Origin of the sequence: Kribbella sp. NPDC000426 (genome assembly GCF_040300265.1) — a bacterium.
GTDB lineage: Bacteria > Actinomycetota > Actinomycetes > Propionibacteriales > Kribbellaceae > Kribbella.
The window spans coordinates 296,684-320,203 of the sequence record NZ_JBEPDK010000009.1 but is presented as its reverse complement, the minus strand read 5'-3'; the positions used below and the strand labels follow the sequence as shown (position 1 = coordinate 320,203).

Annotated in this window: 20 protein-coding genes; 15 read left to right on the top strand and 5 right to left on the bottom strand. The window is 68.8% G+C overall.

Annotated features, from left to right (window positions below; genetic code table 11):
* Positions 1–321: 321 nt before the first annotated feature.
* Positions 322–2,511: a RelA/SpoT family protein gene (locus ABT313_RS38530; protein WP_350864968.1), complete on the top strand. Its 2,190-nt coding sequence runs from the start codon at positions 322–324 to the stop codon at positions 2,509–2,511.
* Between the two features lie 36 nt (positions 2,512–2,547).
* Positions 2,548–3,453 carry a hypothetical protein gene (locus tag ABT313_RS38525; RefSeq protein WP_350864612.1) on the top strand — a complete coding sequence of 302 codons (906 nt, stop codon included), beginning with the start codon at positions 2,548–2,550 and terminating at the stop codon, positions 3,451–3,453.
* A 32-nt stretch (positions 3,454–3,485) separates the two neighbouring features.
* Here ABT313_RS38525 and ABT313_RS38520 read toward each other — a convergent pair whose 3' ends face one another.
* Positions 3,486–4,391, bottom strand: a complete 906-nt coding sequence (locus ABT313_RS38520; protein ID WP_350864609.1) for a hypothetical protein — start codon at positions 4,389–4,391, stop codon at positions 3,486–3,488.
* A gap of 181 nt (positions 4,392–4,572) precedes the next feature.
* Between ABT313_RS38520 and ABT313_RS38515 the strand changes: the two genes are divergently transcribed.
* The 3 genes from ABT313_RS38515 to ABT313_RS38505 all read left to right on the top strand — a co-directional run bounded on the left by ABT313_RS38515 (position 4,573) and on the right by ABT313_RS38505 (position 6,559).
* On the top strand, positions 4,573–5,154 hold the full coding sequence (locus ABT313_RS38515; protein WP_350864606.1) for a papain-like cysteine protease family protein: 582 nt from the start codon (positions 4,573–4,575) through the stop codon (positions 5,152–5,154).
* Between the two features lies 1 nt (position 5,155).
* Positions 5,156–5,902 (top strand): hypothetical protein, encoded by a 747-nt coding sequence (locus tag ABT313_RS38510; RefSeq protein ID WP_350864603.1) that lies wholly within the window; start codon positions 5,156–5,158, stop codon positions 5,900–5,902.
* A 75-nt stretch (positions 5,903–5,977) separates the two neighbouring features.
* The gene (locus ABT313_RS38505) at positions 5,978–6,559 is read left to right on the top strand and encodes a GrpB family protein (protein ID WP_350864600.1); all 582 of its coding nucleotides are present in this window, start codon (positions 5,978–5,980) and stop codon (positions 6,557–6,559) included.
* On the opposite strand, the gene ABT313_RS38500 is transcribed toward ABT313_RS38505, so the two are convergent.
* Positions 6,542–7,297 (bottom strand): type IV toxin-antitoxin system AbiEi family antitoxin, encoded by a 756-nt coding sequence (locus ABT313_RS38500; protein WP_350864597.1) that lies wholly within the window; start codon positions 7,295–7,297, stop codon positions 6,542–6,544. The two genes, ABT313_RS38505 and ABT313_RS38500, sit on opposite strands and share 18 nt — an antisense overlap.
* Positions 7,298–7,695: 398 nt before the next feature.
* Positions 7,696–8,922: a DUF349 domain-containing protein gene (locus tag ABT313_RS38495; RefSeq protein WP_350864594.1), complete on the bottom strand. Its 1,227-nt coding sequence runs from the start codon at positions 8,920–8,922 to the stop codon at positions 7,696–7,698.
* A gap of 237 nt (positions 8,923–9,159) precedes the next feature.
* On the opposite strand from ABT313_RS38495, the gene ABT313_RS38490 reads away from it, so the two are divergent.
* The 4 genes from ABT313_RS38490 (at position 9,160) to ABT313_RS38475 (ending at position 13,884) form a co-directional block, all read left to right on the top strand.
* The gene (locus ABT313_RS38490; protein WP_350864591.1) at positions 9,160–9,849 is read left to right on the top strand and encodes an MBL fold metallo-hydrolase; all 690 of its coding nucleotides are present in this window, start codon (positions 9,160–9,162) and stop codon (positions 9,847–9,849) included.
* Positions 9,846–11,192 carry a histidine--tRNA ligase gene (gene hisS / locus ABT313_RS38485; protein WP_350864588.1) on the top strand — a complete coding sequence of 449 codons (1,347 nt, stop codon included), beginning with the start codon at positions 9,846–9,848 and terminating at the stop codon, positions 11,190–11,192. Before ABT313_RS38490 ends, hisS begins: the two co-directional genes overlap by 4 nt.
* The gene (gene aspS, locus ABT313_RS38480; protein WP_350864585.1) at positions 11,189–12,991 is read left to right on the top strand and encodes an aspartate--tRNA ligase; all 1,803 of its coding nucleotides are present in this window, start codon (positions 11,189–11,191) and stop codon (positions 12,989–12,991) included. The genes hisS and aspS overlap by 4 nt, the downstream gene beginning before the upstream one ends.
* Positions 12,992–13,113: 122 nt before the next feature.
* A complete protein-coding gene (locus tag ABT313_RS38475) occupies positions 13,114–13,884 on the top strand; it encodes an ion channel (RefSeq protein ID WP_350864582.1) in 771 nt (256 codons plus the stop codon).
* Here the strand turns inward: ABT313_RS38475 and ABT313_RS38470 are convergent, their stop codons facing one another.
* Positions 13,885–15,231 (bottom strand): chloride channel protein, encoded by a 1,347-nt coding sequence (locus ABT313_RS38470; RefSeq protein WP_350864579.1) that lies wholly within the window; start codon positions 15,229–15,231, stop codon positions 13,885–13,887.
* A gap of 196 nt (positions 15,232–15,427) precedes the next feature.
* Between ABT313_RS38470 and ABT313_RS38465 the strand changes: the two genes are divergently transcribed.
* On the top strand, positions 15,428–16,366 hold the full coding sequence (locus ABT313_RS38465; protein WP_350864577.1) for a glycoside hydrolase family 19 protein: 939 nt from the start codon (positions 15,428–15,430) through the stop codon (positions 16,364–16,366).
* Positions 16,367–16,371: 5 nt separating this feature from the next.
* Here ABT313_RS38465 and ABT313_RS38460 read toward each other — a convergent pair whose 3' ends face one another.
* Entirely contained in the window at positions 16,372–17,043 is a 672-nt protein-coding gene (locus ABT313_RS38460) for a class I SAM-dependent methyltransferase (protein ID WP_350864574.1), read from the bottom strand.
* 84 nt (positions 17,044–17,127) lie between these two features.
* Between ABT313_RS38460 and ABT313_RS38455 the strand changes: the two genes are divergently transcribed.
* From ABT313_RS38455 to ABT313_RS38435, 5 genes are all read left to right on the top strand, one after another.
* Positions 17,128–17,820 (top strand): GntR family transcriptional regulator, encoded by a 693-nt coding sequence (locus tag ABT313_RS38455; protein ID WP_350864571.1) that lies wholly within the window; start codon positions 17,128–17,130, stop codon positions 17,818–17,820.
* A gap of 236 nt (positions 17,821–18,056) precedes the next feature.
* A complete protein-coding gene (locus ABT313_RS38450; RefSeq protein WP_350864569.1) occupies positions 18,057–19,703 on the top strand; it encodes an ABC transporter substrate-binding protein in 1,647 nt (548 codons plus the stop codon).
* The gene (locus ABT313_RS38445; RefSeq protein WP_350864566.1) at positions 19,703–20,635 is read left to right on the top strand and encodes an ABC transporter permease; all 933 of its coding nucleotides are present in this window, start codon (positions 19,703–19,705) and stop codon (positions 20,633–20,635) included. The genes ABT313_RS38450 and ABT313_RS38445 overlap by 1 nt, the downstream gene beginning before the upstream one ends.
* Positions 20,632–21,510 (top strand): ABC transporter permease, encoded by an 879-nt coding sequence (locus ABT313_RS38440; protein ID WP_350864563.1) that lies wholly within the window; start codon positions 20,632–20,634, stop codon positions 21,508–21,510. Before ABT313_RS38445 ends, ABT313_RS38440 begins: the two co-directional genes overlap by 4 nt.
* Positions 21,497–23,518: an ABC transporter ATP-binding protein gene (locus ABT313_RS38435; protein WP_350864560.1), complete on the top strand. Its 2,022-nt coding sequence runs from the start codon at positions 21,497–21,499 to the stop codon at positions 23,516–23,518. The genes ABT313_RS38440 and ABT313_RS38435 overlap by 14 nt, the downstream gene beginning before the upstream one ends.
* Positions 23,519–23,520: the final 2 nt, after the last annotated feature.

Genomic DNA, 23,520 nt, shown 5'->3' with positions numbered 1-23,520 from the left:
GACCCGGCGTGTTGTCCACAGGCGGGTCTGCCTCGTTGGTCAACGACCTCTAGACTGGTGGTCTGTCGGCGGAGGGACACAAACGTGGGCGAAGACCCGGCGATGACATCTGCGGTGCCGAACGCCGTACCGCAGGAGCCTCCGCGCGCGCCGTCACCGGTGCGCCCGGTCTCGCCGACGCCTGCGTCCCAGCCCCCTGCCAAGGCGGCCCAGGCCGCTCAGGCTGCCCAGCCGCCGGTCCAGCCGCCGCGGATCGCGCCGGCCCGGGTCCGGGCCCGGCTCGCCCGTCTCGGCGGCACCCGTCACCCGAACCGGGCGCCGATGCTCGAGCCGCTGTTCCGGGTCGTCCGCGCGACGCACCCCAAGGCCGATCTCGGGCTGATCGAGCGCGCCTACCGGACCGCGGAGAAGTACCACACCGGTCAGCTGCGCAAGAGCGGTGACGCCTACATCACGCATCCGCTCGCCGTCGCCACGATCCTCGCCGAGCTCGGTATGACCGCGCCGACGCTGTGCGCCGCCGTACTGCACGACACCGTCGAGGACACGCCGTACACGGTCGAGGACCTGACCCGCGACTTCGGCGAAGAGATCGCGATGCTCGTCGACGGCGTCACCAAGCTCGACAAGGTCAAGTACGGCGAGTCAGCCCAGGCCGAGACGATCCGCAAGATGGTCGTTGCGATGTCGAAGGACATCCGGGTCCTGGTGATCAAGCTCGCCGACCGGCTGCACAACATGCGCACGCTCGGCTTCCTGCGGCAGGAGAAGCAGGAGCGGATCGCCCGCGAGACACTGGAGATCTACGCCCCGCTGGCCCACCGGCTCGGTATGAACACGATCAAGTGGGAGCTCGAGGACCTCGCGTTCTCGACCCTGCACCCGAAGGTGTACGACGAGATCGTCCGGCTGGTCGCCGAGCGCGCGCCGTCCCGCGACGAGTATCTGGCCTCGGTGATCGACCAGGTCCACGAGGACCTGCGGGCCGCGAAGGTGAAGGCCACCGTCACCGGCCGGCCGAAGCACTACTACTCGATCTATCAGAAGATGATCGTCCGCGGCCGCGAGTTCGGCGACATCTACGACCTGGTCGGCATCCGGGTCCTGGTCGAGTCGGTCCGCGACTGTTACGCGGCCCTCGGCATACTGCACGCGCGGTGGAACCCGGTCCCCGGCCGGTTCAAGGACTACATCGCGATGCCGAAGTTCAACATGTACCAGTCGCTGCACACGACCGTGATCGGCCCGCAGGGCAAGCCGGTCGAGCTGCAGATCCGGTCGTTCGCGATGCACCGCCGCGCGGAGTACGGCATCGCCGCGCACTGGAAGTACAAGGAGGACCCGAGTTCCGTCGCGCCCGCGACGCCGACCACCGACGTCGGCGGTCCGAACGACATGCCCTGGGTCCGGCAACTCGTCGACTGGCAGCGGGAGACGTCCGACCCGTCGGAGTTCCTCGACTCGCTGCGGTTCGAGATCAACAACTCCGAGGTCTACGTCTTCACCCCGCGCGGCGACGTGATGTCGCTGCCGACGGGCTCGTCGCCGGTCGACTTCGCGTACGCGATCCACACCGAGGTCGGGCACCGCTGTATCGGCGCCCGCGTCAACGGCCGCCTCGTGCCGCTGGAGAGCACGCTCGAGAACGGCGACGTCGTCGAGGTCTTCACCTCGAAGGCGCAGGGCGCGGGTCCGTCGCGTGACTGGCTGACTTTCGTCAAGAGCCCCCGCGCGCGGAACAAGATCAAGCACTGGTTCTCCAAGGAGCGCCGCGACGAGGCGATCGAGCACGGTAAGGACGCGATCGCGAAGCAGCTCCGCAAGGAAGGCCTGCCGCTGCAGCGCCTGCTGTCGCACGAGACCCTGACGGCGGTCGCCAACTCGCTGCGGTATCCGGACGTCACCGGTCTGTACGCCGCTGTCGGCGAGCAGCACGTCAGCGCACAAGCCGTCGTCCGCCGCCTGATCGAGACGTACGGCGGCGAGGAGGGTGCCGCCGAGGACCTGTCTGAGGGCGTGCGCCTGCCCGCGAGCCGCGAGCGCCGCAAGCGCACGGCCCGCGGCGATGCCGGCGTCATCGTCAAGGGTGCGACGGACGTGTTATCGAAGCTGGCCCGCTGCTGCACTCCGGTTCCGGGCGACGAGATCATCGGCTGGATCACGCGGGGGGCGGGCGTCTCGGTGCACCGGGCCGACTGTGCCAACGTGGAGAACCTGAAGACCCAGCCGGAGCGCATCGTCGAGGTGGAGTGGGCGCCGACTGCCCAGTCCGTCTTCCTGGTCGCCATCCAGGTCGAGGCGCTGGATCGGGCGCGATTGCTGTCCGACATCACGCGGGTGCTGTCGGACTATCACGTGAACATCCTGTCGGCGGCGTTGACGACGACCCGCGACCGCATTGCCAAGTCGCGGTTCACGTTCGAGATGGGCGATCCGACGCACCTCGGGCATGTGCTGAAGGCGGTTCGCTCGGTCGAGGGTGTGTTCGACGTGTATCGGGTGACGCAGTAGCTCGGCTTGGTTTGTGGGGCTGGGGACACTGCGGGTATGGCTGGTCTCGGGCGGCGGGCGTTCTTGGTTGCGGGTGTCGGGTTGCTGGCTGGGTGCAGTGATTCGTCTGCGCAGAGTCCGCCGGCCGGCTCGCCGTCGAGCGTGACGCCGACGCCGTCAGCGCCGTCCGCGGCGCCGCCGACGACGCCGTCTCCCACGCCGAGGCCTACGGTCGTGCTGCCTTCGGTGCGGGCCTGGGTGCCGGGCCCGGGGGAGATCCAGCCTCAGGTGAAGCGGCTCGCGGTGGCGGCGGTGATGAAGCTGCTGCAGCCGACCGACACGCCGGCCGCGATCGACGTGATCGACGCGCAGTACGGCGGGATCCTGAGTTCCTCGGCCAGCGTGCTGGTGCCGTGCCGGGTGTACTCGATCCGCGAGAACCGGGTGATCAGCGGCGGTACGACGGTCGACGTACGGCTGAGCAAGTCGTCGCAGGGCACCTGGCGCGTCACGGCGACCCACCCGGCCCAGCCCGGCGCGCCTGCTGCGACACTGTCGGCCGCGGCGCGGAACGTGCTGGCGAACGAGCAGATCGTGTTGCCGCCGGCTTCCGCCGCGGACATCAAGTCGGGCCAGGTCCACGACAGCGTGCTGAACGCGATGCTCGAGCTCGCGAAGACCTACCGGATCGGCGTGAGCGTAATCCGCTCCGGCCATCCGCTCGATGTCTTCGGCACCGATCGCCCGAGCGACCACCCCCGCGGCCGCGCGTTCGACACGTGGCAGATCAACGGCCACGCGGTCGTGTCACCGAGTACGTCGCGCGCGCTGATCACGTCGTACATGCGCGCCGCCGAGGCGGCCGGTTCGTACAACGTCGGCGGCCCGTACCAGCTCTCGGGTACGGCGTACTTCTCCGACCAGACCCATCACGACCACGTGCACGCGGGCTTCCGCAGCTAGGCCCTGTCTGGCGATCCATCGCCAGACAGGGCCTAGTCCCACTCCCAGGCGATACCGACGGTGCCGGGGTCCGCGGACGGCTCGATCACGTGGGCGCGGCCGTCTGGGGTCAGCATCAGCTCGCGGTGCACGAGGTTCGGGCCGGAGGTGTGGCGGCGTCGCAATTCGTACACGCGCACCGGCAGCGCCGCCCGGTCGAACTGGACCTCCAACACACAGTGCACCCCGCCCCACTCGCTGAAGCGCTGGAAGTCCGTCGTCGGCAGCCCGCTGCGGTCCTCGACCTCGTAGTGGACGACCGCGGTCTCTCCGACGGCAAGCACCCGGTCGAGCAGCAACTCGCCGAGGAGCGCGCCGCACTCGGGGGAGCGGGCAATCCGGCCGGTCCGGCAGCCGCTGACTGCGCGGAGCGTGAACTGCTCCGCGTCGCAACCCGTCTCGCCCTGATGCGCGATGATCAACCGATCCACCGGCTGTACGGCGACCACGCTCTGGATCACGCGCCGGCGAAGAGCACTCCGATCGGCGCCGATCTGCACCTCCTCGAGCACCGTCACGTTGCGCAGCCGCCCATGAGCGTCCCGGCGCAGTCGGTCGAGCAGGCGGCTGAGCGCCTCGGCATAGTCGACGACGGCGTACGGCTGGGGCGGTGTGCCTGGCTCACGCGCGGCCGGGATCCGGACGGTCAGCCACCCCGTCGGCACCTGCAGGAGCTCCTCCAGCGCGGTGATGACGGCTCGCGAGTCCTCGCGCGGGATCCGCCGGCCGCTCTGCCACGTGCTGAGCGTCGCCACGCCGACGTGCAGCCCACGGTCCTCGAGATGGGTCCTGATCCGGTTAAGGGCCAGCCCGCGCCGCGAGATCGCCTGCCGCAGCGCGTCCGCGAACGACGCCTCCGCAGCCACGGCAGGGACCGGCGCTTCGACCGACTTCACCATGGGCCCACGCTCCTTTCGGGAAGTGTAAACATTCACAGCACGGTCCGACAGGAGTTCGTCACCCGCTGTTCACGGTGCAGGCGTGTTCACAACCCGTCGGACGGCGGGATCCGAGCGCTTGTCGCGCCGTACCGCGGGTCCCGACGATGGTCACCGCCCAACTCCGTTCGAAGGAGGACCCATGCGCAGGCTCCGCCCCAGCCGCTCCTGGTCGTTGCTCTTGGCCACGATCCTCGGGCTCGCGACGCTGGCTCCGCTCGCGCCGCCCGCCTCGGCCGCGCCCAGCAGCTACTACCTGAACGTCTCCGGCCAGGCCCAGCAGAAGTCGAACTGGTGCTGGGCCGCGAGCGGCAACAGCATCGCCGCGTTCTACGGCCGCTCGTACTCGCAGAACCAGTTCTGCAACATGGCCTTCGGCAACAACCAGAACGCGACCTGTCCGAACAACCAGGCGACGCTGGCCAACGACCAGCAGGCGTTCCGCACGATCGGGATCAGCGCCGGCAGCTACATCTCCGGCACCGTGAGCTTCAACACGCTCGTCACCGAGATCGCCGCCGGCCGCCCGGTGATGACGCGGATCGGCTGGACCTCGGGCGGCGGTCACATGATGGACATCATCGGGTACGACGCGTCCGACTCGACCCTCGAGTACTACAACCCGTGGCCGGACGACCCGCGCTACAACTACTCGACGTACAGCTGGTACCGGTCCAACTCGCAGTTCACCTGGACGCACTCCCTGTACCGGATCGGAGCCTGACATGCGCCGACTGCTTCGCTGTGCCGCCGTACTCGCCGCCGGTCTCGGTTTCGGACTCGCCTTCGCCGCCCCGGCCGGTGCCGCCGTACCCCAGCCGGTCGCCCCGACCGAGTTGTCCAAGGCAACCAACGCTGCTCACTCGCCGTCCGCCGCCCGGCTGCTCGCGAAGGTCCCGGGTCCGGTCGGCAAGGCTGCTGCGGCCAGCATCGGCTCGGACAGTCACGCTGTCTACGCCCTCAACCCGGCCTTCGTCCGCGACGCGTCCGCACCTGTCGCGACCTTCTGGTACGTCGCAACCGCCGCCAGCAAAGGTGGTCAGGCGTTGACCGTCTTCACCGCTCCGGACGCGACCGGGGCGTGGCAGCCGGTCAATGTGGCCTCCGGCAACACCGAGTCCCGGATGGCGACTGCTGCCGACGGCGATCTGCTGTTCACGGAGCCGCAGGTCGGCGCTTGGTATGCGCTGTCCGCCGGCCAGGTCCGTCCGCTGAACCCGTCGGCCGTCAAGTCCATCGGCGCCAAGCCGATCACGGTCGCGGCGTACCAGGACCTTGTCTCGCACCGCTACTCCGACAAGCTCCCCGGCAGCACATACAACAAGTCCGGCATGGCCGGCGGCTACGACACCGCGGCCCCGACCACGACCGTCTCCCACCACGACTTCACCGTCCCGATCGTCGCGGCCGCCGGCGTACTCGCCCTCGCCCTCCTCCTAGTAGGAAGGCGCAAAATGACCTACAACGACTGACCTCCCCTGCAGCGCCGGTTCGCCGTACCCACGCCCCTCGGGTCCGGCGAACCGGACGCTTGGGATGATGATGGGATGCCGTTTCCCGATGAGCTGGGCTCTGCTGTCGCCGTCGTCGACTACGACCCTGCCTGGCCCGCCGAGTTCTCCTACCTCGCCGGCAGGTTGCGTGCGGCGGTGGGCGAGAGCGCCGTTGCAGTCGACCACGTCGGCTCGACCTCGGTCCCCGGCCTCGCCGCGAAGAACTGCATCGACGCCCAGATCCGCGTTGCCGAACTCTCCGCGGACCTAGTCGAGCTGATGGAGAACGCCGGCTTCCGCCGCCGCCCGGAAGAGTGGAACCGCGTCGAGGTCTCCAACGGCCAACGCTGCGAGAAGCTCGTCTTCGCACCACCGATCGGCGAGCGTGCGACGAACATCCACGTCCGGTTGATCAACGGCCCCAACACGCGCTACGCCCTGCTCTTCCGCGACTACCTCCGGGCCGACGAGACCGCCCGCCAAGCCTGGGGCGCATTCAAACAACGCCTGGCCCAATCCGCCCCCGACATCTTCGACTACGGCCAGATCAAAGCCCCCGCCACCGAAATCCTCATGCTCTCCGCCGAACACTGGGCCCTGCGCACCGGCTGGAACCCCTCACCAACGACGGGGTAGCCGCGGCTGCTGGGACAGGAACGAGCCAACCGCGAGCTCGAGAGCTGGATACGACCCCCACAAGTCGGTGCGCCGCACCGAGATGACGTGCCAGCCAAGAGCGTCCAGCTCGGCACGGCGGGTCTCGTCCTTCAGTTGCTGCTTAGTTGATGAATGCCAGGCATCACTGTCGTACTCCAACCCGAGCCGCCGCCCGTCCACCGGCTGGTCCGGATATCCGAGGTCCAGGCGGTACGTCCGTCCGTTGCCATCCACGCGGACCTGGAGCTCCGGCCGGGGGAATCCGGCATCAATCAACCGAAGCCGCAGCCACGACTCACTGGGCGAGTCAGCGCGCCGGTCCGCCCACCGCAGAATGTCTTGCGCCTGCCGGTATCCCGGCCGCCCTTCGTACGCCACCGACGCCGCGCGCAGAGCCCAGCGATCAGCCTTGCCCGAGCGGAGAAACGCATCCACGGCCGACAACGCAAACGGCCGCGGCAACCGCATCGCAAGCTCCACCGCCGTGGCAATCGGACTGGTCACCCGCACCCCGAGCACGTCGACCTCATCCGTCGGCTGCCGCGTCCAGTGCGCCCCAACCAACTCCGCGGGTCCCAGCGCGGTCGTCTCAATCCCATGCAGCCAGGCGGCGGTCGGCCCACAAGCAACCGCATCCTCGGGGATCAGCAACCGCGCAGCATCAGCCCGCAACTCCAGCGAGTCCCGCACCCGCACATCAACGTAAACCCCTTCCATAACAGGCCGAATGTCCCCATGCGCAAGCAACCACTGCAGCTTCCCCTTCACCTGATAAGGCCGAAACGGAATCCCACAGAAGTAATACGGAAAGTCAGCAGGCAACATCCGCACAGCATCCCCGAATCCGCGAATCGATGCGCAAAGTTGTCCACAGGCCCGACCCCGAGCGGGCTCGCCGCAGTCGCCTCGACGGTACAAGCCAGCCTGACCACTGGGCGTTCGCCCGCGCGGTAGCGCGCGTGGGTCCGGGCGAGAGCCCGCACGTCCGGCGGCAGCCGGAGCTCCCGGCGATAGCCGGAAGGATGCACGGGCGATGAGCCCGGGGGTGGGTGGGGCGGCGCGCAGCACGGCGACGAAGGAGTCGTGCGTAGCACCGCGCGGGAGCGCAGTACCTGTCAGCTGAAGTCGGTTAGGGCGTTTTGGGCTTGGGTTAGCCATTCTCGGCGGGCGGCTATGGCTTCGCGGGCTTCGGTGGCTTTGCGGGTGTTGCCCTGGGACTCGAACTTGGCGGCTTGTTTTTCGAGGTCGGCGATCAGGGACTGGAGTTGTTTGACCGTTGCCTCGGCGCGGGCGCGGGCCTCGGGGTTGCTGCGGTTCCAGACCTCGTCCTCGGCTGCCTTCACGGCTTGTTCGACGGCGCGCAGGCGGCCGTCGATCGTGCGCATGGAGTCGCGGGGGATCTTACCGATCTGGTCCCAGCGGTCGAGGTAGTCGCGGAGCTGCTCGCGGGCGGTGCGCGCGTCCGAGACCGGCACGATCGTCTCGATCTCGACGAGCAGGGCTTCCTTGGCTGCCAGGTTCTCGACCTGTTCGGCGTTCTCCTCGGCCTGGACGGCGTCGCGTGCACCGAAGAACAGGTCCTGCGCGGCCCGGAAGCGTGCCCACAGCTTGTCGTCGACCTCGCGCGGCGCGGGGCCGGCGGCCTTCCACTGGCGCATCAGGTCGCGGAACCGGCCGGACGTCGGACCCCAGTCGGTCGACGCCGACAGCGTCTCCGCCTCCGCGGCGAGCCGCTCCTTCACTACGGCGGCCTCTTCACGCTTGGAGGACAGCTCGGCGAAGTGCTGCTTGCGATGCCGGGTGTACGTCGTACGCGCGGACGAGAACCGGTGCCACAGCTCGTCGTCCGACGACTTGTCGAGCCGAGGGAGGGCTTTCCACTCGTCCAGCAGCTCGCGCAGACGGGTGACGCCGTGGCGCCAGTCGGTGCCGGCGGCGATCGTCTCGGCCTCGGTGGCGATCTTGGTCTTGGCGGACCGCGCCTCCTCGACCTTCGCGGCGCGTTCGGCCTTGCGGCGTTCACGCTGCTGCGCGACGAGCGGGGTGAGCGCGTCGAGCCGGGCGCGCAGGCCGTCGAGGTCGCCGACCGCCTGGGCCTCCTCGATCGAGCCGGTGACCTTCTTCACCGCGGCCCGGGCGTCGTCCGGCGACACCGTGCCCGCCTGGACCCGCTGCTCCAGCAGTTCGACCTCGAACGCGAGCGCGTCGTACCGGCGGGTGTAGAAGGCGAGCGCTTCCTCAGGGTTGGCGTCCGGCCACTGGCCGACTGCCCGTTCACCGTCCTTCGTCCGTACGAAGACCGTTCCGTCCTCGGCTACCCGGCCCCAGTTCTCTCCGGCCACAACTCGCCCCTTCCGGCGGTATGCACTGCGCTCGTGCCCATTCTGGTCAGTCCCCGGTCCACTCGCGCGAACAAGGCCCCACCTGGGCGCGTCGAGCTGCCTTCTCGACGCTTATCCCTGAACAATCACAAACTCCCAGCTCAGGCGCAACGGTGTTGCGTCACAATCCGGTTCGATCTCGCCCGATCGGCACCGGTAGCCTTAGGTGTTCCCGTATCCGTTCCAGGAAGGTTTGCCGTGCTCATCGCCGGGTTCCCCGCGGGTTCGTGGGGCACGAATTGCTACGTCGTCGCCACCGGCCAGGGCGCGGAATGCATCGTTGTCGACCCCGGAATGGACGCGACGGCCGGCGTCGAACAGGTGGTCCGGGAGAACAAGCTCAAGCCCGTCGCCGTGCTGCTCACGCACGGTCACATCGACCACATGTTCTCCGTACTCCCGGTCTGCGGGACGTACGACGCGACCGCCTGGATCCACCCGGACGACCGGCACCTGCTGGCCGACCCGATGGCCGGGATCAGCCCGGAGACGGCCCGGATGCTGCTTGGCGGCAACCACGAGTTCGCCGAGCCCGACGACGTCGCCGAGCTGAAGGACGGCCTGTCGCTGGAACTCGCGGGCCTGGAGTTCACCGTCGACCACACCCCTGGTCACACGAAGGGGTCGGTCACGTTCACAACGCCGTACGACGGGCCGGAGGACGTGCCCGCGGTGCTGTTCTCCGGTGACGTGTTGTTCGCCGGGTCGATCGGCCGGACGGATCTGCCTGGCGGCGATCATCCGGCGATGCTGCATACGTTGGCCACCAAGATCCTGCCGATGCGCGACGAGATCGTCGTCCTGCCGGGTCATGGTGGCCAGACCACGATCGGCCGGGAGAAGGCGACCAACCCCTACTTGCAGGATCTGGAGATACAGAACTTATGAGCAAGGTGACCCCACTCAGCGGGTTCCCGGAATTCCTACCGTCAGATCGCCTCGTGGAGTTGCAGTTCCTCGACACGATCAGGGAGACGTTCGAGCTGCACGGTTTCGCGTCGATCGAGACCCGTGCGGTCGAGCCGGTCGAGCGCCTGTCCAACCAGGGCGAGGACGCCGACAAGGAGATCTACGGCGTCCGGCGGCTCGCCGCGAACGCCGACGAGGACGCGGCACTCGGGCTGCACTTCGACCTGACGGTCCCGTTCGCGCGCTACGTGCTGGAGAACAGCGGCAAGCTGACCTTCCCGTTCCGGCGCTACCAGATCCAGAAGGTCTGGCGCGGCGAGCGTCCGCAGGAGGGCCGGTACCGCGAGTTCACGCAGGCGGACATCGACATCATCGACAGCGGTGAGCTGCCGTTCCACTACGAGGTCGAGCTGCCGCTGGTGATCGCGGACGCGTTCCGCAAGCTGCCGATCCCGACGTTCCGGATCCAGGTGAACACCCGCCAGATCCCGGAGGGTTTCTACCGGGGTCTCGGCATCGAGGACATCACCGGCACGCTCCGGATCGTCGACAAGCTGGACAAGATCGGCCCGGACAAGGTCACCGACCTGCTGACCGCCGCCGGCCTGTCCGCGGAGACGGCCAAGCAGGTGCTGCGGCTCGCGGAGATCTCGTCGACGGACGCGTCGTTCGCGGATCAGGTGCGGGCGCTCGGCGTACAGCACGAGATCCTCGACGAAGGCCTCGAGCGGCTCTCGCAGATCATGACGGCCGCCAACGAGCACGCGCCGGGTCTGCTGGTCGCGGATCTGAAGGTCGCGCGCGGGCTGGATTACTACACCGGCACGGTCTACGAGACGCAGTTGATCGGCGACGAAGGGTACGGATCGATCTGCTCCGGCGGGCGGTACGACTCGCTCGCGTCGGACGGCAGGACGACGTACCCGGGCGTCGGCATCTCGATCGGGGTGTCGCGGCTGGTGCACCGGTTGATCAGCAAGGGCTTGCTGAAGGCGAGCCGGAGTACGCCGACCGCCGTCGTGATCGCCCTGAACTCAGAGGACGACCGCACCGAAGCGATGCGTACTGCGATCCAGCTGCGGAGCCGGGGGATTCCGGTCGAGGTCGCGCCGGCGGCGGCGAAGTTCGGCAAGCAGATCCGGTTCGCGGACCGGCGCGGGATCCCGTTCGTCTGGTTCAGCACCGAGAACGGGCCCGAGGTGAAGGACATCCGCAGCGGCGAGCAGGTCCCCGCGGACGCTGCCACCTGGGCCCCGCCGGTTGAAGACCTACGTCCAGCCATTGAAACGCAAGGCATCAACACGCAAGAGGAGAACTCGTGATCCGTAACCGTTCCGCAGGTTCGCTGCGCGCATCCGACGCCGGCGAGACCGTGATCCTGGCGGGCTGGGTGGCGCGGCGGCGCGATCACGGCGGCGTGGCGTTCATCGACCTGCGCGACTCGTCCGGCACCGTCCAGGTCGTCATCCGCGACGAGGACGCCGCGCACGGCCTGCGTTCGGAGTACTGCCTGAAGATCGTCGGCGAGGTCTCGCCGCGGCCGGAGGGCAACGCGAACCCGAACCTGCCGACCGGCGAGATCGAGGTCATCGCGACCGAGGTCGAGGTGCTCAACGAGGCGGCTCCGCTGCCGTTCCCGGTCGAGGAGCACCACGCGACCCCGGTGAACGAGGAGATCCGCCTCAAGTACCGCTACCTGGACCTGCGCCGTCAGGGTCCGGGTGCGGCGATCCGCCTGCGCAGCAAGGTGAACCAGGCCGCGCGTGCGGTCCTCGCGCAGCATGATTTCGTCGAGATCGAGACGCCGACGCTGACCAAGTCGACGCCGGAAGGCGCGCGCGACTTCCTGGTGCCGGCCCGTCTGCAGCCGGGCAGCTGGTACGCGTTGCCGCAGTCGCCGCAGCTGTTCAAGCAGCTGCTGATGGTGGCCGGCATGGAGCGGTACTTCCAGATCGCGCGCTGCTACCGCGACGAGGACTTCCGCGCCGACCGGCAGCCGGAGTTCACCCAGCTCGACATCGAGATGAGCTTCGTCGACCAGGACGACATCATCGCGCTGTCCGAGGAGATCCTCGCCGCGCTCTGGAAGCTCGTCGGGTACGACGTGCAGACGCCGATCCCGCGGATGACGTACGGCGAGGCGATGGCGCGCTTCGGCTCCGACAAGCCGGACCTGCGGATGGGCCTCGAGCTGGTCGAGTGCACGGAGTACTTCAAGAACACGCCGTTCCGGGTCTTCCAGGCGCCGTACGTCGGCGCCGTCGTGATGCCGGGTGGCGCCGACCAGCCGCGCAAGCAGCTGGACGCGTGGCAGGAGTGGGCCAAGCAGCGCGGCGCTCGCGGGCTGGCCTACGTCCTCGTCGGCCAGGACGGCGAGCTGGCCGGGCCGGTCGCGAAGAACCTGTCCGAGGAGGAGCGCGCCGGCATCGCGGATCACGTCGGCGCGAAGCCGGGCGACTGCATCTTCTTCGCCGCGGGTCCGGTGAAGTCGTCGCGGGCGCTGCTCGGCGCGGCCCGGCTGGAGATCGGCCGTCGTGGCGGGCTGATCGACGAGTCGGCCTGGTCGTTCGTGTGGGTCGTCGACGCGCCGCTGTTCGAGCCGGCCGACGACGCGACGGCCGCCGGTGACGTCGCGGTCGGGTCCGGCGCGTGGACCGCCGTACACCATGCCTTCACGTCGCCGAAGCCGGACTCGATGGACACGTTCGACACCGATCCGGGCTCGGCACTGGCGTACGCGTACGACATCGTCTGCAACGGCAACGAGATCGGCGGCGGCTCGATCCGTATCCACCGCGAAGACGTGCAGAAGCGCGTGTTCAAGGTGATGGGGCTGAGCGACGAGGAGGCCTCGGAGAAGTTCGGGTTCCTGCTGGACGCGTTCAAGTTCGGCGCGCCGCCGCACGGCGGGATCGCGTTCGGCTGGGACCGGATCACCGCGCTGCTGGCCGGCACGGAATCGATCCGCGACGTGATCGCGTTCCCGAAGTCCGGCGGCGGGTTCGACCCGCTGACCGCCGCGCCGGCGCCGATCACGCCGGCGCAGCGCAAGGAGGCCGGCGTCGACGCCAAGCCCGTTGACAAGTCCGGTGAGAAGGCCGGGGAGAAGAAGGCGGAGTAGACCGCGGCCGGCGATGTCACCCAGGCGGGGTGATGCCACGGCGAGCTGCCCCAGGTGTCCTCGAAGAGCGAGGTGGACCACCACGGGAGGGTGATTCAGATGGCATCGAGCACGAGCACTGGGTGAGCGCCGGCGACATGGCGGACGACCCCGACGACCCTGTCGACCCTGTCGACCCTGTCGACCCCGACGACCAGGTGCGGCGACCGCGGCGTCGCCGCGCCAGGCGGCTCCGCGACGTCTTCGGCTCGCCGGACAGCTACGGCCTGGTGCTGGTGCTCATTCTGGTCACCTACACCCTGTCGGCGACGGTGACGGCGACGTGGGCGTTGTCACTGGTGCTGTTCGTGCAGATCGGCACCATCTGGACGACGCTGCAGGCCTCGCGGGCCCGGCGCCGTCTGCGCGCCGTCGCCAGCGCGGTCCTGGTCGCCTCGGCCGCGATCGCGATCGTGCAACTGTTCTTCCCCGGCGAGCCACCTGGCGGCGGTCTGATCGCGGTGACCTGCGGCCTGCTGTACCTGATCGCACCGGGCGTCATCGTCCGCAATCTGGTGCTGCGACCGGCCGTGGACATCGAGACCTTGCTGGGTGCGATCGCGGCGTACTTGATGCTCGGTATGGCGTTCGCGTTCTCCTACCGGGCGTTGGGGGCCCTGCAGCACGGTCCGTTCTTCGGGCCTCAGGGGGAGGGCAACATCTCCGAGGACCTGTTCTTCTCGTTCACGACACTGACCACGACCGGCTACGGCAACCTGGTGCCGGCGAAGAACCCGGGTCAGAGCCTCGCGGTCGCCGAGATGCTGTTCGGCCAGTTGTTCCTGGTCACGGCGGTGGCCAAAGTCGTGAACGCCGTCCGGCCCAGCCGGGGTCGGCGCTCAGGAACAGGATGATCACCCCCCGCGGGTCGTCGTACTGCGTGCGGAGAGAACCAGCGTGCCGATGTAAGCCACGACGACCGACACGATGACGAGCGGCGCGACCCCGGCTCCGGCCCGGGTGAGCAGCAGAGCGAGCACGATCGCGGACAGCGGCAGCCGCAGTACTGCGACGACGGAGGCGCCGATCAAGACCCCGATGGCCGGGGTCTCCGCGAACCCGGGTAGATGCGATGCCAGCAGGCCGCCGACCAGCGCGAGGAAGATGGCGGGGAACGTCGGACCGCCGCGAGCGGCGCCGAGCGACACACCCCACGCCAAGGCTTTGGCCACCAGCAGCAGCGCGATCGTGCCCAGCGAGACGGTCCCGGCCTGCTGCAGGGTTGCCGACATCTCGTCCTGACCCGAGAACAGCACCGCATCCGCCGTCTGCCCGCTGATCTGGGCGAAGGCGACGGCCAGCAGACCGACCACCAGCGCGGCGAGCGGAATCAGCACGAACGGTCGCCGTGCGACCAGTGATCGCGTCAGCCGCCCCAGCGATATGACCGCGAAGACGCCGCCTGCTGTCACCAGAGCGAGTGGGACGGTCCAGAGGAAGTCGACCAGTTGCGGGGTCGGGTAGGCCGGAAGTGTCAGGGGCGGAAGGGCGTAGGCGTTGGTACTCAGGCCGGTCAGATTGCCGATCCCGACGAAGACCAGCGAGCCGATGCCGGACGCGAGCAGACCCGGCAGCAGGATGAGCGGCAGCGTGGGTCCACCAAGGCCCGCAGCCTCGATGATGATCACCGCGCCGATGACCGGCGAGCCGAAGATCGTCGCCAGGGCGGCGAACCCGCCCGCCGCGGCGAGGACGAGCTTGGCCTGGTCGGGGACCGGCTGCCTCGCCCTGTCCACCAGGAGCAGGGCAACGCCGCCTCCCAGGGCCAGCAAGGGTGCCTCCGGTCCGAGAACCAGTCCCAGACCGACCGTGGCCACGGCGGCCACTATGACGCCCGGCAGCTCGGTAGGAGTGGTCGGCGCGCCGGTCTTCAGCCCCTCGGACGGTTCGTGACCACCATGACCGGGCAGTCTCACGACGGCAAACGCGATCACCAGTCCGGCCACGATGAGTACGGGCAGTGGCCACCACCACGGAGCCGAGTCGAAGCCGAGGGTCTTCGGTAGATCGAAGTACAGCGCCTGTTGCAGCCAATGGGTGAGCTCGAGGAAGCCCCAGGACGCGAGCGACACGGCCACGCCGATCACGGCCGACACGACCAGCAGGCCGCGGTACTGCCGGCTCCGCATCAGCACCTGCGGATCGGCGGACTGACTGCCGGCCGCCGGCTCTCCGCCGGCCCGTTCGCTCGCCTGACTCATCGGCTGCCACCCCCTGCGACGATCGCCCCCTCAACCACCATGCGCGCAGCGGACAACAGCCGACACCCCCCGCGCAGGAGGAGCCCATGGACCGGGAGGGGTTGAGCACTCCCGTTCCTTGTAGGAAACTGACGACGTCGGGAGAATGCTCGTCAGGTTTTCACGACATCCGCCCCTCCTCGCCCCAGGAGTGCTCATGCGTCGTCTCGTCATTGCCCTTCTCGCCGGTCTTGGCCTCACGCTCACCGCTGTGGCCCCGGCGTACGCAACCGTCTTCCAGACCTACGGCAGCGGTGTGAACGTCCGCGCCGACGCCTACCTCTCGTCCGCCGTCGTCGGCACGCTGAGCGGACCGACGTCGATCGACGTCGACTGCCAGAAGCAGGGCGACCTGGTAAGCAACTCCGACGGGACCAGCTCCTGGTGGGCGCATGTGCCCGCGCTCGGCGGCTACGTGACCGTCGTGTACGTCGCGATCCCCGAGGACCAGTTGCCCGGCGTCCCGGTGTGTGGCGACGGGCCGCCGCCTCAGACCGGTGACATCACGCTGGCCGACGTCCAGGCGATGTTCGGCAGCCGGATCGCGAACCCGTCGATCGTGCAGACCGGTCTCCCGTCGCTCAACCAGGCGATGCGGGACGCAGGAATCAACACGCCGTACCGCAAGGCCGCGTTCTTGGCGACGTTGGTGCACGAGTCCCGGCTGGAGTACAACATCCGCGAGATCGGCGACACCCGGGTGTACGGCGGCCGCGGCTATATCCAGCTGACCGGCGACTTCAACTACGGACCGGCCGGTCAGTACTTCGGCATCGACCTGCTCGGCAACCCGGACCTCGCGCTGTCGCTGCAGTGGAGCGCCCCCATCGCCCGCTGGTACTGGACCGTTGCCCGCGAGATCAATCCGTACGCCGACAACCTCGACATGGGACGGGTCAACGCGGCCATCGGTTATCCGGCCGGCGCCGAGGACCAGCGCCGGTGCGACTCCTTCAAGAGCGCCCTGCAGTACCTGACCGGCTCGGTCCCGGCCGGCGTCATCTGCACCCGCCCGTCCAAGCTCAAGGGCGACACGACCCGGCTGACCCGCACCCAGTTCGACACCCTCGCCAAGAACGGCGGCGGCCTGGGCTGACCCCGTCAGATCGGCTGTGCGCGAACCCAGGTCAGGTCGGGAGTGAGGTAGTCCGTGCGTTTCAGGCCGACCTGGGTGAGTTGCGCCGCCAGGGCGTCCTCGGAGAGGTTCTGGGTGAGGATCCGCTGCGACCACGTCTTGCCATCGATCGTGTAGGTCAGCGTCGCGGCCTGGCGGTTGCCGGGGAGTTCCTCCACGTCGGAGATCTCCATCCTGCGGTGCTCGTTCACCATCACGGCCGGGCCGCGGAGCATCCCCGGGGTCTGCTGCTGCAGGATCACGGAGCCGCCGGGGCGGACGTGGTGGGCGCAGGTTCGAAGCAGGCGCAGGCGTTCGGCCTCGTCGGCGACGTTGATCAGGAACGACATCATCAGGACGAGATCGAACCGCCTGTCCAGCCTCAGATCGCCGATCGTCGAGCAGATCGTCTCGGTTTCGGTGACCCGGGCGATCATGTCCGGCGACTCGTCGACGGCGAGCACCTGGTGCCCGAGTGCGAGCAGCGGCCGGGTGATCCGCCCGGTCCCGCAGCCGAGCTCGAGAATGCTGCTGCCCGGGTCGATCGCGGCGTCGATCAGCTCGTCCTCGCCGTGCACCTGCGTGATCTCGTACAGCTCGACCGCGCTGCCGTCCGGTGTCAGCGGTCCCGGTCCGTTACCACCTTGTCCGACTCTCATACGAGCCAGCCTCGCCCGACCTGCCGGCGGTCGCCAAACCTTCGGCCCAGACCGAAAGACCCGCGTTCGTATACGATGAACCGGGTGAGTACGAACCCGGTTCTGGTCGGCGAGGGGCATCGGCCGCTGCGCGACGTCGTCGCCGCGGAGTTGCGGCGCCTCATCCTGGACGGCTCGCTGCCGCCCGGAGAGCGCCTGGTCGAAGACCGGCTCGCCCAGCAGTTGGGGGTGTCCCGCAACCCGATCCGGGAGGCGATGCGGGTGCTCGAGGCCGAGGGGTTCCTGGACGTCGCGGCCCGGCGGGGCGCCTTCGTGGCGAAGCTGTCGGCCCAGCAGGCCGAGGACCTCTTCCAGGTCCGGCTCGCGCTGGAGCCGCTCGGCGCCCGGCTGGCGGCGTCCGTCGCCGATCCCGAAACCGCCTTGATCACAAGGGCTTGGGCCATTCTCGACCTGGTCCGGGAGTCCGGGCCGGAGCAGGACCTCGACGTCTTGTCCACCCTGCACACCGAGCTGCACTCGCTCATCTTCGAGCTGACCAGGAACGACTACCTGATCGCGCTCGCGATCCCGATGGTCAAGCGTGGTCAGTGGTTGCTGCGGCAGAGTGCCCCGTTGCAGAGCCCGGCCGCCTGGGTCGAGCACCACGGCCTGATCGCGGCGATCGCGGCCGGCGATCCCGACCTGGCCGAGGCGGCCGCGCGCCACCACGTGCTCAGCGTCCGTAATGCGCTCCGCCCGCACCTGGAGCCGGCTGAGCCGCTCCAGGACCTCGCCTGACCGCTACTCCGTATACAGCGCTCGACCGCAGTCCTTCCTGCCGCAGCGCATCGGTGCTGCCGGATCTCCGCTGGCAGGCACCGCATTCCCGTTGTTTTACAGGCGAAAGCTGATAGTCGCGGCGGACGTACGCGCCGAGACGAAACCGCCCCGTGCCCGCGACGAAACATGGACGTAGCAGAGTCCGTATACAACATACGGAACAGCTTCTCGTTCCTGCCCAAGGAGCACGTCCCATGAACGACACACTTCCAGGTCAGATCTCCCGTCGCAGACTGCTCGGCTGGGGCGGCGGGCTCGCCGCCGGGATCGGCCTCGCCCCGCTGGTCACAGCGTGCGGCGACGACACCTCGTCCGCGGCCTCGTCCGCCGGCGGAGGCACATTGACGATGGGGATCAACGCCGCCCCCGACACTCTCGACCCGGGCGCCACCGGGCTCGCGCTCACGCTGCTGATCTCGTTCGCGCTGTTCGACCCGCTGGTCTACTGGCTGCCCGACGGCAACGGCGGGGCCGCCTTCCACCCGGGGCTGGCCGAGTCGTGGACGATCTCGCCGGACGCGTCGGTGTACACCTTCAAGCTGCGCAAGGGCGTGACGTTCCACGACGGTACGACGTTCGATGCGAAGGCGGTCAAGGCGACGTACGACCATGTCGTCGACCCGAAGACCAAGTCCAAGAGCGGTCTCGGCGCGCTCGGTCCGTACAAGGAGACGAAGATCGTCGACGACTACACCGTGCAGATCGTCTTCACCGCGCCGAACGCGTCCTTCCTGCATCAGCAGGCGGCCGGAAACTTCGGGATCTCCTCGCCGACCGCGCTGGCGAAGTACGGGCCGACCGGTTTCGGGAACAACCCGGTCGGGACGGGCCCGTTCACCTTCCAGAGCTACCAGCCCGGCAGCCAGCTGACCCTGCTGAAGAATCCGAAGTACACGTGGGGCCCGAAGGCCCTGGGCGACGGCCCGGCCAAGCTGGACAAGCTGGTCTTCCGCATCGTCACCGACGACAGCGGTCGCTACAACGCCCTGCAGAGCGGTCAGCTGCAGATCGCGATGAACCTGCCGCCGAACAACATCTCCGCGGCGCAGAAGTCGGGCAAGTACCAGCAGCTGCTGGTGCCGTCGATCGGGACCCCGCTGGGAATGCCGATCAACGTGACGAAACCGCCGACCGACGACCCGATGGTGCGCCAGGCGATCATGTACGCCGTCGACCAGGACGCGCTCGTCAAGAACGTGCTGTACGACGTCTACAAGCCCGCGCACAACGTGCTGACCCCGATCACCCCGGGCTTCAGCGCGGCGGCCGCCAAGACCTACTCCTACGATCCGGACAAGGCCGGCAAACTGCTCGACCAGGCCGGCTGGACCATGGGCGACGGCGGCACCCGGACCAAGAACGGCCAGAAGCTGAACCTCGAGATCATCCTGTTCAGCGGCGGCGGACTGGAGCTGCCGACCCAGTTCGTGGTGTCGGAGCTGCAGAAGGTCGGGTTCGGCTCGAACACCAGCGTGCAGCCGTTCGCCACCGCGCAGGCCAGCTTCAACTCCGGCGTACACAATCTCGGCTCGTTCGGCTACTACGGCGCGGACCCGTACCTGCTCAACATCTGGGTCAACTCGAACGCGATCCAGTCCGGCTTCAACTGGTCGCACTACGCCAACCCCGCGGTGGACAAGCTGATCGCCAAGGCGAACTCGACCGCCGCCGACGCGACCCGCAACGGCCTGTACGAACAGGTCGGCCAGAAGCTGATGCAGGACTCGATGTATCTCCCGCTGTGGGACGTGGCCGGAGCGTTCACGCTCTCGCCCAAGGTGCAGAACCTGCGCCAGACCCTGAACGGCTACCTGGCGTTCCACAGCGCCACGCTCGGCTGATGACGCTGTTCGTGGTGCGCCGGCTTGGCGCCGCGATCCCGGTCGTCATCGGTATCACGCTGATCGCCTTCGTCCTGGTGCACGTCGTACCGGGTGATCCGGCCAAGGTGATCCTGTACGGCGCGAACGCGTCGCCGGAGCAGATCGCGACGCTGCGGCAGCAGCTCGGGCTGGACGATCCGCTGTGGCGGCAGTACGCGGACTTCGCGGTGAACCTGCTGCACGGCAACCTCGGTACGTCGTTCCTGACGCAGAACTCGGTGGCCTACGAGTTGCTGTCCCGGGCTCCGAGCACGCTGATCCTGACCGGGAGCTCGATGCTGGTGGCGGTGCTGGTCGGCGTACCGCTGGGACTGGTCGCGGGGATGCGGCCCGGCTCGGTCCTGGACACCGTGGCGCGGTGGATCTCGTTCGTCGGCGTCGCGGTTCCGTACTTCTTCCTGGCCCTGCTGCTCGTGCTGGTGTTCAGCGTCCGGCTGCACCTGCTGTCCGCGATCGACGACGGTACGGCGAAGAGCCTGGTGCTGCCGGCGGTCTCGCTGGGCTGGGGCTACGCGGCGATCCTGACCAGGCTGGTGCGCGGCCGGGTGATCGATGAGATGCGCAGCGACTACGTGAAGTCCGCCCGGGCGCGCGGCAGCGGCGAGACCCGCGTGCTCCTGCGGCAGGTACTGCGGAACTCCTCGGTGCCGGCAGTCACCACGATCGGCCTGCAGTTCGGCAACATCCTGACCGGTGCGGCGATCACCGAGGTGATCTTCGGCCGGGCCGGGCTGGGCAGCTTCCTGGCCACCTCGATCACGAGCAAGAACATCCCGGTAGTCCAAGGCGCCGTGGTCGTGATCGGGATCGCCTACGTGCTGATCAATCTCTGCGTCGACCTGATCGTCGGCGCCATCGACCCACGCACCCGGCAGGAGGCCGCCGCGTGAGCCGGGTGAGATGGGCGGCGCTGGGTCTCGCGATCCTCCTCGTGCTCCTGCTGCTGGTCGCGCCCGGCGTGCTCACCCACACCGACCCGGTCGCGACGAGTGACGCGCACCTCGAGGGTCCCAGCGGGAGCCATCTGTTCGGCACCGATCTGCTGGGCCGCGATGTCTACAGCCGCACGGTGTACGGCGCGCGTCCGGTGCTCATCGCGAGCTTCCTGGGTGTCCTGCTCGCCACCGCCGCGGGCGTTGCGATCGGCGTCCTGGGCGGGGTGGCGCCGCGGTGGCTCAATGCCGCGGTGATGCGTCTGGTGGACGTGTTCCTCGCCCTGCCGGTGCTGCTGATCGCGTTGATCCTGATCGCCACGGCCGGATCCGGCGTTCGCAGCATCGTGCTGGCGATCGGGATCGCGTTCACTCCCGGCTTCGCCCGGGTGGTGGAGTCGTCGGTCCGCCGGCTGCGGACGGCGGAGTACGTCGAGGCGGCCAGGGTGTTCGGTTCCACCACACTGCGGACGTCCTGGCGGCACCTGCTGCCCAACCTGCTGACCGAGATCGTCGTACTCGGCAGCAGCGCGATCGGCTGGGGTGTGCTGACGGCGACCACGTTGAGCTTCCTCGGGCTCGGTGTCCGGCTGCCGGCGCCGGACTGGGGCAGTGACCTGGCGGCCGGCGCGACCAACCTGGCCGACGCCTGGTGGCTGTCGACCTTTCCCGGACTGGCGATCATGGCGACGATCCTGCTCGCGAACTTCTCCGGCGACCACCTGATGCGGGTGCTCGATCCACGCGTCGGCGTCAGGTTCGGGCGCTCCTTCCGCCGGCTCGCCGTCCGGCTGTCCCGTCACGGAGGTGACATCGCACATGAGTCTGCTTGAGGTGAACGGGCTGCGGACCGAGATCGCTACCCCACAAGGGAGGATCCGCCCGGTCGACGGGGTGAGCTTCGCCGTCGAGGCCGGGCAGACCCTCGGAGTGGTCGGCGAGTCCGGGTCCGGCAAGACGATGACCGGGATGTCGATCATGCGGCTGCTGCCGCCCGGCGGGTCGATCATCGCCGGCTCGATCCGGCTGGACGGCCGGGAGCTGACCGAACTGGACGAGCCGGCCATGCGCCGGGTCCGCGGCAGCGAGCTGGCGATGATCTTCCAGGATCCGATGACCTCGCTGAACCCGGTCCGGACGATCGGCAGCCAGCTGCGCGAGGCGTACCGGATCCACGTGGACAGCAGCCGGGCCGCGGCAACGACACGCGCCATGGAGGTGCTCGGGCTGGTGGGGATGCCGCGTCCCCGCGAGCGCCTCGACGACTATCCGCATCAGCTGTCCGGCGGGATGCGGCAGCGGGTGATGATCGCGCTCGGCCTGATGTGCGATCCCAAGCTGCTGATCGCCGACGAGCCGACGACCGCTCTTGACGTCTCTATCCAGGCCCAGATCCTGACCTTGATCGACGAGCTGAAGTCGCAGCTGTCGATGGGTGTCCTGCTGGTCACCCACGACATGGGCGTGATCGCGGAGTACGCCGACCGGGTGGCCGTCATGTACGGCGGACAGGTCGTCGAGCAGAGCGGCGTACAGGAGTTGTTCGAGGCGCCGCGGCATCGGTACACCGAGGCGTTGCTGGCGGCGATGCCCACACTGGAACTCGACCGGAACGCGGCCCTCGCGACGATTCCCGGCAATCCGCCGGCGTTGCTGGACCTGGCACCGGGCTGCCGGTTCGCTCCGCGGTGCGCCTTCGCGCGGGACGACTGCCGCGGTGCCGATCCGGCGCTGGTCGGCGCGGATCACCAGCACGCGTGCCTCCATCCGGCAGACGGCCGTACTGCGGTCGTGGGACCGGCAGCCGGCGAGCGCGCTGCAGCGGAGCCGGGTGGCAGCGACTCGCTCGTGCAGCTTTTCGACGTCCACAAGAGGTTCCGGGTCCGGTCGAAGCGACCGTTCGACGCGAAGCGGGCCGTGCAGGCGGTGTCCGGGGTGACCTTGACGATCGCTGCCGGCGAGACCTTGGGTATCGTCGGCGAATCCGGCTGCGGCAAGACCACTCTCGGGCGGATGCTGGTCGGGCTGGAGCAGCCGACCAGTGGGTCGGTCAGCTTCGAGGGCCGGGATCTGTCCGCGCAGAGCCGGAACGGATTCCGCAAGCGCCGCCGCGACCTCCAGATGATGTTCCAGGACTCGGCCGCGGCGCTCGACCCGCGGATGACGGTGGCCGGCCTGATCGCGGAACCGCTGGCGGCGCAGGGCATCGGCACCCGGCGCGAACGACGCCGTACCGTGGGCGAGCTGCTGGCCGCGGTAGGGCTGCCGCCCGAGGCGGCCGAACGCTACCCGCACGAGTTCTCCGGCGGTCAGCGACAGCGGATCGCGATGGCCCGGGCGCTGGCGCTCCGGCCGAAGGTGATCGTCGCGGACGAACCGGTGTCCGCGCTGGATGTCTCGGTCCAGGCGCAGATCCTCAACCTGATGCGGTCGCTGCAGGAGCGGTACGGCCAGACGTATGTTGTGATCTCGCACGATCTGTCGCTGCTGAAGTACCTGGCCGACCGGATCGGGGTGATGTACCTCGGCCGGCTGGTCGAGCTCGGAGCCGGGGAGGACGTGTACAACACGCCGCGTCACCCCTACACAGCCGGCCTGATCAACGCCATCCCTGTCCCGGGTGCGGCGAAGAACCGGGAGGCGGGCGCTCGTTCGGCCGGTCTCGGCGGGGAGTTGCCGTCGGCAATCGATCCGCCGAGTGGCTGCCGGTTCCGGACCCGATGCCCGTTGGCGACCGAGCGCTGCGCGACGGAGGTACCGGTACTGAAACCCTCGGACGGCCGGCACGCGGTCGCCTGCCACCACCCCTTGACCACCCACGTCCTGACGCCTGTGAGGTAGAC